We start from the raw sequence: 13,198 nt of genomic DNA on the forward strand, positions 1-13,198 counted from the left end.
GTATATCCTCCCGCAGGCGACTGGCCTCCCTTCGCCTGCAATCGGGATAGTGCTGCTCAGTCCGGGTCCGCGTCAAGGCGCATGTGCGCGCCTGGCGCACGCCACGCGGCGCGCCGGCCGATTTTCAGACTGAGCGATAGCAACGACAACGAATTGCGCGTGACCGCGGCCTATTCGTTGCGCCGGAAATTGCGGAGCCGGTCGAACAGGACCGCCATCAGAATGGCACCGCCGATGAACACCCCCTGCCAGAAGGCGTTGATGCCGAGCAGGCCAAGGCTGTTGCGGATCACTTCGATCAGCGCCGCGCCGACGACGGCGCCAAAGGCCGTGCCCATGCCGCCGGCCAGGTTGGCGCCGCCGATGACGGTGGCGGCGATGACCTGAAGCTCCATGCCGTTGCCGAGATTGGTGGTGACTGCGCCCAGCCAGCCGGTCTGGATGATGCCGGCAAGGCCCGCTGCCAGCGCCGAGATCATGTAGACAGCGACCTTGATCTGGCGCACCGGAACGCCGGTCAGCGTCGCCGCATGCTCGTTGCCGCCGATGGCGAAGATGTGCCGGCCGAATTTCGTCCAGCGCAGGACGAAGCCGGTGATCAGCGCCAGCACGATCATGTAGAGCACCGGATTGGCGATGCCGAACACAAAGGCGCCGCCGCCCAGCGCCAGAAGCTTGTCGTGGTCGGGCCCGAACTGGAAGACGACGGTGTTGTTGGAGGCGACCATGGCCAGGCTGCGCGCGATCGACAGCATGCCGAGCGTCACCACGAAGGGCGGAAACCCGAGATAGGCGATCAGGATGCCGTTGAAGGCGCCGATGATCAGCGCCGTCGCGATCGCAGCGGCAATGCCGACCTCGATGCCGTAGCCGGCATGCATGGTCACGGCGAGCACCATCGAACACAGGCAAAGCACCGAGCCGACCGACAGGTCGATGCCGCCGGTGATGATGACGAAGGTCATGCCGAGCGCGACGATGGCGACGAAGGTGATGTTGCGGGTGATGTTGTAGAGGTTCTTCGTCGTGGCGAAGGAATCGGTGGCGACGGACAGGAACAGGCAGGCGAGGATGACCGCGATCACCACCCAGAAGGTCTGGCTGGCAAACACCCTGGTCAGCAAAGTGTGCTGTTTCTGCGCGATCGTCTGGTCAAGAGTTACTGCCATCGTCGACCTTTATCTGCTTGCGTGGTGAAACCGGCTGGCATCAAACCTGTTCGATGGCGCCGGTGATGAGCCCGGTGACTTCCTCGGGCGAACTCGACGCGATCGTCTTGTCGGCGACCTTGCGGCCGCGCCGCATGACGATGACGCGGTCGGCAACGTCAAAGACGTCGGGCATGCGGTGGCTGATCAGCACGACGGCAATGCCCTGGTCGCGCAAATGGCGGATCAGGTTCAGCACCTCGGCGACCTGCCGGACCGAGATCGCCGCCGTCGGCTCGTCCATCAACACGATCTTGGCCTGCGAAAGCATGGTGCGGGCGATCGCCACCGCCTGGCGCTGGCCGCCCGACATCTGCTTGACCAGATCGCGCGGGCGGGTTTCGGATTTCAGCACGGCAAAGATCTGGCCGGCGCGCTTGTACATGGCGGCGTAGTCGAGGATGCGAAACGGCCCGACGCCGCGGCGCAGCTCGCGGCCGAGATAGACATTGGCGGCGGCCGTCAGATTGTTGCACAACGCCAGATCCTGATGGACGATCTCGATGCCGTGCTGGCGCGCCTCCACCGGCTTGTGCAGGATCAGCTCCTTGCCGTCCATCTGCATCGTGCCATGGCTTGGGCGGAAGTTGCCGGCGATCATCTTGACCAGCGTCGACTTGCCGGCGCCGTTGTCGCCCATCAGCCCGACCACCTGTCCGGCCTCGATCGACAGCGAAACGTCGTTGACGGCCTGGATGGCGCCAAAATGTTTTGAGATGTTGGCGAGTTCGAGAACCGGCACCAGTCTGCTTCCTCCGTGCTTTCGGCCTGCGGTCCTGCCGCGGCCTCGCTCTTCCCAGCTCCTCCCGGGAACCGCGCTTTCGCCCATTTACGCATATGCCCCCCTGCCGTCAACAGCGGCTTCTTTCGAAAAATCCGTTTTGTAGGACAAATAGCAATTGACGTCCGTCGCAAGCCGATATTAGCTAGGCGTCGGAGGAGATTATGCCGATCTCCTGCTCCGGCTCGCCGGGGCTGAGCAGGCGGAGGTTTATCGGTCGAGGATCTGGCAGCGTCCCTATCGCGCTGGTCTGCAACCGCATCTGGAAATTCTTATCGGCCCGGCTTGACGACACGAGCGCTCGCGAAACGAACCTCTGTCATCGCGCATCCGGGCTGGTCTGTGTGGCGGGCACGCCGTGTCCGTCTGTTTCAAGGGAGGACTGAAATGAGGAAGTCACTATTGCTCGCTGCCGTCGCCATGCTGGCGCTGGGCGCCGGGCCGGCTTTGGCCAAGAAACAGCTCGTCATCGTGGTGAAGGGGCTCGACAATCCGTTCTTCGAGGCCATCAACCAAGGTTGCCAGAAATGGAACAAGGAAAACGCCGACTCGGAGTATGAGTGCTTCTACACCGGTCCGGCATCGACCTCGGACGAAGCCGGCGAAGCCCAGATCGTCCAGGACATGCTGAGCAAGCCGGACACGGTGGCGATGGCGATTTCGCCGTCCAACGCACCGCTGATCGCGCAGACGATCAAAAGCGCCAATCCGTCGATCCCGATCATGACGCTCGACGCCGACCTCAGCAAGGAAGATGCGGCGCTGCGCAAGACCTATCTCGGCACCGACAACTACCTGATGGGCTACAAGATCGGCGAGTACATCAAGAAGGCCAAGCCCGACGGCGGCAAGATCTGCACCATCCAGGGCAATCCCGCGGCCGACAACATCCTGCGCCGCGCCCAGGGCATGCGTGACGCGCTTACAGGCCAGAAGGATCTCCCGGCGCTCGCCGGCGAGGGCGGCTGGACCGAGGTCGCCGGCTGCCCGGTGTTCACCAATGACGACGGTGCCAAGGGCGTGCAGGCGATGACCGATATCCTCGCCGCCAATCCCGATCTCGACGCCTTCGGCATCATGGGCGGCTGGCCGCTGTTCGGTGCGCCGCAGCCCTATCGCGACCTGTTCAAGCCGATGGCCGACAAGATCGCCAAGAACGAGTTCGTCATCGGCGCCGCCGATACGATCGGTGAGGAAGTGGCCATTGCCAAGGAGGGCTTGGTGACCGCATTGGTCGGCCAGCGGCCGTTCGAGATGGGCTACAAGGCGCCCTCGGTGATGATCGACCTGGTCGAAGGCAAGCCTGTCGCCGATCCGGTCTTCACCGGTCTCGACGAGTGCACCAAGGATACGGTCGATACCTGCATCCAGAAGTAGGTTCGCAGTTTTCGGGGCGTCCGCTCGACGGGCGCCACGTCACGCCGGTTCACGAAAATCTACGAGGTGACGTGGCTGGGGCGAACCGCTCCTGCTTTGCCGCGCCTTGAGTTCAGCCTGTGCCGGGGAACATGGATGTCGGACGCCAGATCGAAAAAGCGACTTACCACGGTCAAGGGACGGGCTACGGTCAAGGCACGGGTCACGGTCAAGGCACGGGCCCAAGTCAAGCCGCCGGCCGTCCGTCCAACCGGCGCCCGCCGGACCGACGCGGCGCTGATCCCCGGATCGAGCGTGCATGCGTCGCTGGCCAACGAGATCGGCCTCAGGATCGTGCGCGGCGATTATCCGCCGGGAACCATCCTTCCCAACGAGGCCAAATGGTCCGAGACTTTCGACGTCAGCCGCTCGGCGGTGCGCGAAGCGATAAAAATGCTGATGGCCAAGAGCCTGCTGGCCTCACGCCCCAAGATCGGCAGCTGGGTCGAGCCGAAAGAGCGCTGGAACCTGCTCGATCGCGACGTGCTCGCCTGGTATGCGACAGCGCCCGATCGCGAAATGTTCCTGCGCACTGTCCAGGAATTCCGTCACATCATCGAGCCGGAAGCCAGCGCTTTTGCGGCGATCCGGCGCAGCGACGAGCAGATGGCCGAGATCAGCCAGGCCTGCCGGGAGATGGGCGAGGCGGCGACATTGCCGGAGCGCACCCGCGCCGACACGCGTTTTCACCTGGCTATCCTGCGCGCCTCGGGCAATGACCTCCTGGTGCCGCTCGGCGTGCTGATCGAATCGGCGCTCGATCATCTCTTCGTTTTCGTCACGCGCGAAACCAGCGACCAGCCTCGGGCGCAGGCGCTGCATGAGGCGATCGAGAAGAACATCCGCCTCCGGCGGCCGGCGGCAGCCCGCACCGCGGTGCACCGACTGCTCGCCAACACCGACGAGGTTATCGGGCGGTCGCGGCGGTAAGGTCAAACGCAATCGCTCTGAACGGCCAGGGAGCGGCGACTTGGAAGACTCACGTCGGGCCTGAAACCCCATATGCTTCGTTGACCTCCTCAGAGCGAGGAACGAACCCATTTGCCAGCACTCTTGCTGAGGAGTATCCTTTTGCGCAAAGCTGGCGGTGAGTGTCGGTTGAGAGGGGGAGCATGGCCAGACTTGTCGCACTCTACAAGACTCCGAAAGACGTGGTCGCCTTCGACCGTTACTATGTTTCGACCCACATTCCTCTGGCCAAAGCCATTCCCGGCTTGAGGAAATACGAAATCAGTGATGGCGGCGTCCATTCACCGGGTGGGGCCTCAGGCTATCATCTTGTTGCTACGCTCTACTTCGATTCCGTTGCGGATATTCAAGCGGCCTTAGCGTCCCCCGAGGGTCGGGCCACGGCGGCTGATCTTGGCAATTTTGCAGATGGCGGAGTGGAGCTAATGCTCTTTGAGACTAGGGAAGTCTGAACCTCGCACAATCCGTCCCCAGCAAAGTTTCAACCGAATTTCGGTTGTCGTTCCGCTGTTCGTCATGGGCTCAGTTGCGCCATGACCATTCATTCGCGCCGCCCTGGACGAACGGCAACTCATGGCGGGCCACACACCCGGGCATATGTCGGTGTTAGTGGCGTCGGGCGGCGTTACGATGTTGATCACAGGCGATGCCCTCGCCAATATCCACTTCGCGTTCGATCACCCGGATTGGCAGATGATTTGGGGCCATGATCGCGAACTCGGCATCAAGACGCGCAAATCCCTGCTGGGCCGCGCGGCTCACGATCGGCTTCTCGTTACCGGCTACCACTATCCGGTCCCGGGCGTCGGCCATGTCGTGAAGGAGGGCGATGGCTTTCGCTGCCTGCCGGCGGACTGGGTCTGGGATAGAGAAACCTGACCTGTTTGCGTTTCCTGGGCGATCTGCTGTCGGCGGATGTCACGCCTAAACGTCGATTGACACGGATCGCGGTTCTCAACGACGTCCCGTGGAAAAGCCACTGTCACCAACCGATCCGCCATCAAGTGGCCGTCAAGGCGGGACTGGAAATCCGCTGGGGCGCGTGAGCCATCGAAGAGGGCTTCTGAAGCATTGATGGCGTTTTCCGAGCGCCCACTTGGTGTATTAGATGTCGGATGTCATCTGCAGTATGACCGTAGATTGCCATGATCGTCAGGATGATCGGCTCGCTCAGGAGATCGTCAAGCGTAGGTTCACACTCTCGCGTCATGGGTCGCCTCAAAATTCTTGTTTATTCCCGCACCTTCTCCTCGAACGATGACAGTGAGACGGCGTTCGGGAAATTCCTCAAAAAGAGGTAGTCTGCATCGTCATTGTCGACGACTGATATGGGTGCAGGTTGCCGCCATCGTTACGCGCGAAACCAGCGACCAGCCTCGGGCGCAGGCGCTGCATGAGGCAATCGAGAAGAACATCCGTCTCCGGCGTCCGGCGGCTGCAAGGAGTGCCGTGCACAGGCTGCTCGCCAATACTGACGAGTTATCGGGCGGTCGCGGCGGTGATTTATACCGCAGAGTCGGCGCTGCCCCTCACCCTTACCCTCTCCCCGTGAAGAACGGGGAGAGGGGACGCCAGCGCTGGAGCTTGTCCCTTCTCCCCGTTTTCACGGGGAGAAGGTGGCGGCAGCCGGATGAGGGGCAGCGCCAACTTTGATCAGATAGAGCGAGCCGATCGCCTCAAATCGTCTGCTTCTCCCCATCCTTCGTCGGCGTCAAATCGACGCCGTTGACCTTGCCGATATGCGTCGCCAGCATCGGCACATACTGATCGGCGGGCCCAGCGGCGAATGCGCCGGCGAAGGCGTTCTTGGTGGCATTGCCGAGCGGGTTGGCGATGCCGGCGGCACCGGCCATCGATTCGAGATAGGTGAGGTCCTTGAAAGCGTTGGCGATGGTGAATTTGTGCGCGTCACGGTCGCCTTCAAGCGTCCAGCGCATAAAAGTCTGGTAGAAGCCGCAATCCATGCGGCCGTTGCGGATGACGCTGTCGAAGCGCGGCGGCGAGATGCCGACCTTTTCGGCCAGCGCCAGCGCCTCGGAATAGATCGCCGCATAGCCCAGCGAGATGAAATTATTGAGCAGCTTCATACGGTGGCCGTCGCCGGTGTCACCGATATGGACGATACGTCCGGCCCAGGTGTCGAGCACTGGCTTCAGCCGGGCAAAGACCGCGTCGGATGCACCGACCATGGCGTCCAGCGTGCCTTCCCAGGCCTCCTTCGGCGTGCGGCTGAGCGGGGCATCGACATAGTCGACGCCGATCGCCTTGAGTTCGGCGGCAAGCGCCACCGTCGAAGTGGGATCCGAAGTCGAGCAATCGACGACCACCGAACCCTGCTTCAGGCCCTCCTTGAGGCCGCCCGGCCCGCGGATGATGGCCTCGACCTCGCGCGAGCCGGTGACGCAGATGAAGACGATATCGGATGCCGCTGCCACCTCGCGCGAGGTCGCGGCTTCCTTCGCGCCCCGGCCGAGCATGTCTTGCGCCGGCGCGCGGTTCTTGCGGCCGAGAAACGTCAGGGAATAGCCCTTGTCGACGATGTTCTTCGCGATCCCGTGTCCCATCAGGCCCAGTCCGATGAAGCCGATCTTTTCGTTCGCGGCGGTGGTGTTCATGGCGTGTAATCCTGTGTTGCGGTCTCGATGACGGCGCTGCACTTCGACAGGCGAATTGTTGAAGCGGGTTTTCGCCGCAGGCGGTTGGCAGGCGATTGCGGAATGCCATATTGTCTGACAATACACATGTATTCCAGGGAATGTGGAGAGCAAAATGACGAAGCGGATCATGTTCACCGGCGGCAGCGGCAAGGCGGGGCGTCATGTCGTGCAGTATCTGGTCGAGCAGGGCTGCCAGGTGCTCAACATCGACACCAAGCCGCTCGACAATCCCAAGGTGCGCACCTTGATCACCGACATCACCGACAGCGGGCAGGTGTTCAATGCGCTGTCGAGCTATATCGGCCTGCATGAATTCGACCCGTCGCTGCGCGCGCAGCCGGTCGATGCCGTGGTGCACTTCGCGGCGATCCCGCGCATCATGATCACGCCCGACAACGAGGTGTTCCGCATCAACGCGCTCGGCACCTACAATGTCATCGAGGCGGCGGTGAAACTCGGCATCCGCAAGGTGGTGATCGCCTCCAGCGAGACGACCTATGGGCTGGTTTTTGCCAACGAGCCGCGCGACCCGACACATTTCCCGCTCGACGAGGACTACGACGTCGATCCAATGGACAGTTATGCGCTGTCGAAGATCGTCAACGAGAAGACGGCGCGCGCCTTCGCGCTGCGCAGCGGCATCGACATCTACGCCTTGCGCATCGGCAACGTCATCGAGCCGAATGAATATTCGCTGTTCCCGAAATGGTTCGCCGATCCAGGTTTCCGCAAGCGGATCGCCTGGAGCTATATCGACGCGCGCGACCTCGGCCAGATCACCCTGCGCGCCATCGAGACGGACGGGCTCGGCTATCAGGTGTTCAACGCCGCCAATGACGACACCTCGTCCGACCTGCCGACGGCCGAACTGTTGAAGCGGTTCTATCCCGGCGTGCCGGTCAAGGGCGAGCTCGGCGAATACGAGACGCTGCTTTCGAACCGCAAGGCGCGGGATATGCTCGGCTTCCGCCCGGAACACAGCTGGCGGAAATACGTCAAGACGGCATGACGAGGCTGATGCATCCCGGCTGATCTGTGCACAGAAGCAGGCTTTGCCGCCCGAGGCTTGTCCGGTGCTTGACAGCTTTCGCAATCCGGACTTTGTGAACGCATGCGGGACGGCAAGCCGAATAAGCGAAAAACACCGGCCAGGGCGGCGTCGGCCGAGCGCCCGGCTGCCGTTCGCCGTGCCGATACGGCGCGCATGCCTGGGGCGAGCGTGCATGCGTCGCTGGCCAACGAAATCGGTCTCAGGATCGTCCGCGGCGACTATCCGCCGGGAACCATCCTGCCCAACGAGGCCAAATGGTCCGAGACTTTCGACGTCAGCCGCTCGGCGGTGCGCGAAGCGATAAAAATGCTGATGGCCAAGAGCCTTTTGGCGTCGCGTCCAAAGATCGGCAGCTGGGTCGAGCCGAAAGAGCGCTGGAACCTGCTCGATCGCGACGTGCTGGCCTGGTACGCGACCTCGCCCGACCGCGAGGTGTTCCTGAAAACGGTGCAGGAGTTCCGCCACATCATCGAGCCGGAAGCGACCGCCTTTGCCGCGATGCGGCGCACAGACGAGCAGATGGCCGAGATCAGCCGGGCCTGCCGGGAGATGGGCGCGGCGGCGACGCTGCAGGAGCGCACCCGCGCCGACACGCGGTTTCACCTGGCGATCCTGCGCGCCTCCGGTAACGACCTCCTGGTGCCGCTCGGCGTGCTGATCGAATCGGCGTTCGATCATCTGTTCGCCTATACGACGCGGGAACTGGACGATCTGCAGCACGCGCAGAAGCTGCACGAGGCGATCGAAAGGAACATCCGCCTGCAGCGGCCGGATGCGGCACGCAACGCGGTGCGCAAGCTGTTGGCCAATACAGATAGCGTCATCAAGTCGCGCTGATATAGCGCGGGACCACTGCAGCGCTTCATCTTCTTTCTCCACCGCCCGCAATTTCGCCGTTCGCAATCTCCCCGTTCGCGATCGCCGCCGGGCCACAGCCGCCAATCTCCAAGATTTGAGATTAGCCGCAGGGTCCCATGCCTTCGTCATCCTGGGGCGAAGCAAGGAGCGAAGCGACGCCGCGCAGACCCCAGGATCCATGCCGTTACCTTGGAGCACTGCTGCGGTGCAGGACCTTTGATCGCGGAGGGACAGCGCCCCCCTCTGTCCTGCCCTCTTTGCCAAGACTCGACATCTCCCCCACTTGGGGGAGATCGGCAGCTTCGCGGACAGCGTCCGCAAGGTTGGTGATTGGCGGAATCAGTGATGAAGCCAATCTCCCTCCTTGTGGGGGAGATGTCCGGCAGGACAGAGGGGGGCGCTGTCCCTCCGCGATCAAAGGTCCTGCACCGCAGCAGTGCTCCAAGGTAACGGCATGGATCCTGGGGTCTGCGCGGCGTCGCTTCGCTCCTTGCTTCGCCCCAGGATGACGAAGGCATGGGACCCTGCGGCTAATCTCAAATCTTGGAGATTGGCGGCTGTGGCCCGGCGGCGATCGCGAACGGGGAGATTGCGAACGGCGAAATTGCGGGCGGTGGAGAAAGAAGATGAAGCGCTGCAGTGGTCCCGCGCTATATCAGCGCGACTTGATGACGCTATCTGTATTGGCCAACAGCTTGCGCACCGCGTTGCGTGCCGCATCCGGCCGCTGCAGGCGGATGTTCCTTTCGATCGCCTCGTGCAGCTTCTGCGCGTGCTGCAGATCGTCCAGTTCCCGCGTCGTATAGGCGAACAGATGATCGAACGCCGATTCGATCAGCACGCCGAGCGGCACCAGGAGGTCGTTACCGGAGGCGCGCAGGATCGCCAGGTGAAACCGCGTGTCGGCGCGGGTGCGCTCCTGCAGCGTCGCCGCCGCGCCCATCTCCCGGCAGGCCCGGCTGATCTCGGCCATCTGCTCGTCTGTGCGCCGCATCGCGGCAAAGGCGGTCGCTTCCGGCTCGATGATGTGGCGGAACTCCTGCACCGTTTTCAGGAACACCTCGCGGTCGGGCGAGGTCGCGTACCAGGCCAGCACGTCGCGATCGAGCAGGTTCCAGCGCTCTTTCGGCTCGACCCAGCTGCCGATCTTTGGACGCGACGCCAAAAGGCTCTTGGCCATCAGCATTTTTATCGCTTCGCGCACCGCCGAGCGGCTGACGTCGAAAGTCTCGGACCATTTGGCCTCGTTGGGCAGGATGGTTCCCGGCGGATAGTCGCCGCGGACGATCCTGAGACCGATTTCGTTGGCCAGCGACGCATGCACGCTCGCCCCAGGCATGCGCGCCGTATCGGCACGGCGAACGGCAGCCGGGCGCTCGGCCGACGCCGCCCTGGCCGGTGTTTTTCGCTTATTCGGCTTGCCGTCCCGCATGCGTTCACAAAGTCCGGATTGCGAAAGCTGTCAAGCACCGGACAAGCCTCGGGCGGCAAAGCCTGCTTCTGTGCACAGATCAGCCGGGATGCATCAGCCTCGTCATGCCGTCTTGACGTATTTCCGCCAGCTGTGTTCCGGGCGGAAGCCGAGCATATCCCGCGCCTTGCGGTTCGAAAGCAGCGTCTCGTATTCGCCGAGCTCGCCCTTGACCGGCACGCCGGGATAGAACCGCTTCAACAGTTCGGCCGTCGGCAGGTCGGACGAGGTGTCGTCATTGGCGGCGTTGAACACCTGATAGCCGAGCCCGTCCGTCTCGATGGCGCGCAGGGTGATCTGGCCGAGGTCGCGCGCGTCGATATAGCTCCAGGCGATCCGCTTGCGGAAACCTGGATCGGCGAACCATTTCGGGAACAGCGAATATTCATTCGGCTCGATGACGTTGCCGATGCGCAAGGCGTAGATGTCGATGCCGCTGCGCAGCGCGAAGGCGCGCGCCGTCTTCTCGTTGACGATCTTCGACAGCGCATAACTGTCCATTGGATCGACGTCGTAGTCCTCGTCGAGCGGGAAATGTGTCGGGTCGCGCGGCTCGTTGGCAAAAACCAGCCCATAGGTCGTCTCGCTGGAGGCGATCACCACCTTGCGGATGCCGAGTTTCACCGCCGCCTCGATGACATTGTAGGTGCCGAGCGCGTTGATGCGGAACACCTCGTTGTCGGGCGTGATCATGATGCGCGGGATCGCCGCGAAGTGCACCACGGCATCGACCGGCTGCGCGCGCAGCGACGGGTCGAATTCATGCAGGCCGATATAGCTCGACAGCGCATTGAACACCTGCCCGCTGTCGGTGATGTCGGTGATCAAGGTGCGCACCTTGGGATTGTCGAGCGGCTTGGTGTCGATGTTGAGCACCTGGCAGCCCTGCTCGACCAGATACTGCACGACATGACGCCCCGCCTTGCCGCTGCCGCCGGTGAACATGATCCGCTTCGTCATTTTGCTCTCCACATTCCCTGGAATACATGTGTATTGTCAGACAATATGGCATTCCGCAATCGCCTGCCAACCGCCTGCGGCGAAAACCCGCTTCAACAATTCGCCTGTCGAAGTGCAGCGCCGTCATCGAGACCGCAACACAGGATTACACGCCATGAACACCACCGCCGCGAACGAAAAGATCGGCTTCATCGGACTGGGCCTGATGGGACACGGGATCGCGAAGAACATCGTCGACAAGGGCTATTCCCTGACGTTTCTCGGCCGCAAGAACCGCGCGCCGGCGCAAGACATGCTCGGCCGGGGCGCGAAGGAAGCCGCGACCTCGCGCGAGGTGGCAGCGGCATCCGATATCGTCTTCATCTGCGTCACCGGCTCGCGCGAGGTCGAGGCCATCATCCGCGGGCCGGGCGGCCTCAAGGAGGGCCTGAAGCAGGGTTCGGTGGTCGTCGATTGCTCGACTTCGGATCCCACTTCGACGGTGGCGCTTGCCGCCGAACTCAAGGCGATCGGCGTCGACTATGTCGATGCCCCGCTCAGCCGCACGCCGAAGGAGGCCTGGGAAGGCACGCTGGACGCCATGGTCGGTGCATCCGACGCGGTCTTTGCCCGGCTGAAGCCAGTGCTCGACACCTGGGCCGGACGTATCGTCCATATCGGTGACACCGGCGACGGCCACCGTATGAAGCTGCTCAATAATTTCATCTCGCTGGGCTATGCGGCGATCTATTCCGAGGCGCTGGCGCTGGCCGAAAAGGTCGGCATCTCGCCGCCGCGCTTCGACAGCGTCATCCGCAACGGCCGCATGGATTGCGGCTTCTACCAGACTTTTATGCGCTGGACGCTTGAAGGCGACCGTGACGCGCACAAATTCACCATCGCCAACGCTTTCAAGGACCTCACCTATCTCGAATCGATGGCCGGTGCCGCCGGCATCGCCAACCCGCTCGGCAATGCCACCAAGAACGCCTTCGCCGGCGCATTCGCCGCTGGGCCCGCCGATCAGTATGTGCCGATGCTGGCGACGCATATCGGCAAGGTCAACGGCGTCGATTTGACGCCGACGAAGGATGGGGAGAAGCAGACGATTTGAGGCGATCGGCTCGCTCTATCTGATCAAAGTTGGCGCTGCCCCTCATCCGGCTGCCGCCACCTTCTCCCCGTGAAAACGGGGAGAAGGGACAAGCTCCAGCGCTGGCGTCCCCTCTCCCCGTTCTTCACGGGGAGAGGGTAAGGGTGAGGGGCAGCGCCGACTCTGCGGTATAAATCACCGCCGCGACCGCCCGATAACTCGTCAGTATTGGCGAGCAGCCTGTGCACGGCACTCCTTGCAGCCGCCGGACGCCGGAGACGGATGTTCTTCTCGATTGCCTCATGCAGCGCCTGCGCCCGAGGCTGGTCGCTGGTTTCGCGCGTAACGATGGCGGCAACCTGCACCCATATCAGTCGTCGACAATGACGATGCAGACTACCTCTTTTTGAGGAATTTCCCGAACGCCGTCTCACTGTCATCGTTCGAGGAGAAGGTGCGGGAATAAACAAGAATTTTGAGGCGACCCATGACGCGAGAGTGTGAACCTACGCTTGACGATCTCCTGAGCGAGCCGATCATCCTGACGATCATGGCAATCTACGGTCATACTGCAGATGACATCCGACATCTAATACACCAAGTGGGCGCTCGGAAAACGCCATCAATGCTTCAGAAGCCCTCTTCGATGGCTCACGCGCCCCAGCGGATTTCCAGTCCCGCCTTGACGGCCACTTGATGGCGGATCGGTTGGTGACAGTGGCTTTTCCACGGGACGTCGTTGAGAACCGCGATCC

12 protein-coding genes and 2 pseudogenes are annotated in these 13,198 nt (G+C 62.6%); 8 read left to right on the forward strand and 6 right to left on the reverse strand.

Features of this window, described 5'->3' with window-relative positions:
• Nucleotides 1-170: 170 nt before the first annotated feature.
• Together AC0L2Z_RS12145 and AC0L2Z_RS12150 are read right to left on the reverse strand one after the other, a co-directional pair.
• Complete coding sequence (locus AC0L2Z_RS12145; protein WP_128175099.1) at nucleotides 171-1,169, reverse strand: ABC transporter permease; 999 nt, start codon at nucleotides 1,167-1,169, stop codon at nucleotides 171-173.
• A gap of 40 nt (nucleotides 1,170-1,209) precedes the next feature.
• Nucleotides 1,210-1,950 carry an ATP-binding cassette domain-containing protein gene (locus AC0L2Z_RS12150; RefSeq protein ID WP_027154335.1) on the reverse strand — a complete coding sequence of 247 codons (741 nt, stop codon included), beginning with the start codon at nucleotides 1,948-1,950 and terminating at the stop codon, nucleotides 1,210-1,212.
• Nucleotides 1,951-2,376: 426 nt separating this feature from the next.
• Between AC0L2Z_RS12150 and AC0L2Z_RS12155 the strand changes: the two genes are divergently transcribed.
• The 5 genes and pseudogenes from AC0L2Z_RS12155 to AC0L2Z_RS12175 all read left to right on the forward strand — a co-directional run.
• Nucleotides 2,377-3,366, forward strand: a complete 990-nt coding sequence (locus AC0L2Z_RS12155) for a sugar-binding protein (RefSeq protein ID WP_473493725.1) — start codon at nucleotides 2,377-2,379, stop codon at nucleotides 3,364-3,366.
• A 135-nt stretch (nucleotides 3,367-3,501) separates the two neighbouring features.
• Nucleotides 3,502-4,335, forward strand: a complete 834-nt coding sequence (locus AC0L2Z_RS12160; protein ID WP_023798647.1) for a FadR/GntR family transcriptional regulator — start codon at nucleotides 3,502-3,504, stop codon at nucleotides 4,333-4,335.
• 182 nt (nucleotides 4,336-4,517) lie between these two features.
• A complete protein-coding gene (locus tag AC0L2Z_RS12165; protein WP_091599210.1) occupies nucleotides 4,518-4,826 on the forward strand; it encodes an EthD family reductase in 309 nt (102 codons plus the stop codon).
• Between the two features lie 121 nt (nucleotides 4,827-4,947).
• Entirely contained in the window at nucleotides 4,948-5,253 is a 306-nt protein-coding gene (locus AC0L2Z_RS12170; RefSeq protein WP_473628135.1) for a hypothetical protein, read from the forward strand.
• A gap of 471 nt (nucleotides 5,254-5,724) precedes the next feature.
• Nucleotides 5,725-5,876: pseudogene (locus AC0L2Z_RS12175) on the forward strand (FadR/GntR family transcriptional regulator); the annotation flags it as partial.
• Between the two features lie 174 nt (nucleotides 5,877-6,050).
• Here the strand turns inward: AC0L2Z_RS12175 and AC0L2Z_RS12180 are convergent.
• The gene (locus AC0L2Z_RS12180) at nucleotides 6,051-6,989 is read right to left on the reverse strand and encodes an NAD(P)-dependent oxidoreductase (RefSeq protein ID WP_473628137.1); all 939 of its coding nucleotides are present in this window, start codon (nucleotides 6,987-6,989) and stop codon (nucleotides 6,051-6,053) included.
• Nucleotides 6,990-7,143: 154 nt separating this feature from the next.
• On the opposite strand from AC0L2Z_RS12180, the gene AC0L2Z_RS12185 reads away from it, so the two are divergent.
• Together AC0L2Z_RS12185 and AC0L2Z_RS12190 are read left to right on the forward strand one after the other, a co-directional pair.
• Nucleotides 7,144-8,040: an NAD-dependent epimerase/dehydratase family protein gene (locus AC0L2Z_RS12185; RefSeq protein WP_473628139.1), complete on the forward strand. Its 897-nt coding sequence runs from the start codon at nucleotides 7,144-7,146 to the stop codon at nucleotides 8,038-8,040.
• A gap of 102 nt (nucleotides 8,041-8,142) precedes the next feature.
• Complete coding sequence (locus tag AC0L2Z_RS12190) at nucleotides 8,143-8,919, forward strand: FadR/GntR family transcriptional regulator (RefSeq protein ID WP_287052673.1); 777 nt, start codon at nucleotides 8,143-8,145, stop codon at nucleotides 8,917-8,919.
• 676 nt (nucleotides 8,920-9,595) lie between these two features.
• Here the strand turns inward: AC0L2Z_RS12190 and AC0L2Z_RS12195 are convergent.
• Both AC0L2Z_RS12195 and AC0L2Z_RS12200 read right to left on the reverse strand, forming a co-directional pair.
• Nucleotides 9,596-10,372 (reverse strand): FadR/GntR family transcriptional regulator, encoded by a 777-nt coding sequence (locus tag AC0L2Z_RS12195; protein ID WP_287052673.1) that lies wholly within the window; start codon nucleotides 10,370-10,372, stop codon nucleotides 9,596-9,598.
• Nucleotides 10,373-10,474: 102 nt separating this feature from the next.
• Complete coding sequence (locus tag AC0L2Z_RS12200; protein WP_473628139.1) at nucleotides 10,475-11,371, reverse strand: NAD-dependent epimerase/dehydratase family protein; 897 nt, start codon at nucleotides 11,369-11,371, stop codon at nucleotides 10,475-10,477.
• Between the two features lie 154 nt (nucleotides 11,372-11,525).
• Between AC0L2Z_RS12200 and AC0L2Z_RS12205 the strand changes: the two genes are divergently transcribed.
• Nucleotides 11,526-12,464 (forward strand): NAD(P)-dependent oxidoreductase, encoded by a 939-nt coding sequence (locus AC0L2Z_RS12205; RefSeq protein WP_473628137.1) that lies wholly within the window; start codon nucleotides 11,526-11,528, stop codon nucleotides 12,462-12,464.
• 174 nt (nucleotides 12,465-12,638) lie between these two features.
• Here AC0L2Z_RS12205 and AC0L2Z_RS12210 read toward each other — a convergent pair.
• A pseudogene (locus AC0L2Z_RS12210) lies at nucleotides 12,639-12,790 on the reverse strand (FadR/GntR family transcriptional regulator); the annotation flags it as partial.
• Nucleotides 12,791-13,198 lie beyond the last annotated feature (408 nt).

The sequence above is a fragment of the Mesorhizobium sp. WSM4850 genome (assembly GCF_055811735.1).

Bases quoted from the DNA above. Each gene is read 5' to 3' on its own strand.
- AC0L2Z_RS12145 (WP_128175099.1), bottom strand. From the start codon at position 1,169: ATGGCAGTAACTCTTGACCAGACGATCGCGCAGAAACAGCACACTTTG.
- AC0L2Z_RS12155 (WP_473493725.1), top strand. From the start codon at position 2,377: ATGAGGAAGTCACTATTGCTCGCTGCCGTCGCCATGCTGGCGCTGGGC.
- AC0L2Z_RS12160 (WP_023798647.1), top strand. From the start codon at position 3,502: ATGTCGGACGCCAGATCGAAAAAGCGACTTACCACGGTCAAGGGACGG.
- AC0L2Z_RS12165 (WP_091599210.1), top strand. From the start codon at position 4,518: ATGGCCAGACTTGTCGCACTCTACAAGACTCCGAAAGACGTGGTCGCC.
- AC0L2Z_RS12170 (WP_473628135.1), top strand. From the start codon at position 4,948: ATGGCGGGCCACACACCCGGGCATATGTCGGTGTTAGTGGCGTCGGGC.
- AC0L2Z_RS12180 (WP_473628137.1), bottom strand. From the start codon at position 6,989: ATGAACACCACCGCCGCGAACGAAAAGATCGGCTTCATCGGACTGGGC.
- AC0L2Z_RS12185 (WP_473628139.1), top strand. From the start codon at position 7,144: ATGACGAAGCGGATCATGTTCACCGGCGGCAGCGGCAAGGCGGGGCGT.
- AC0L2Z_RS12190 (WP_287052673.1), top strand. From the start codon at position 8,143: ATGCGGGACGGCAAGCCGAATAAGCGAAAAACACCGGCCAGGGCGGCG.
- AC0L2Z_RS12195 (WP_287052673.1), bottom strand. From the start codon at position 10,372: ATGCGGGACGGCAAGCCGAATAAGCGAAAAACACCGGCCAGGGCGGCG.
- AC0L2Z_RS12200 (WP_473628139.1), bottom strand. From the start codon at position 11,371: ATGACGAAGCGGATCATGTTCACCGGCGGCAGCGGCAAGGCGGGGCGT.
- AC0L2Z_RS12205 (WP_473628137.1), top strand. From the start codon at position 11,526: ATGAACACCACCGCCGCGAACGAAAAGATCGGCTTCATCGGACTGGGC.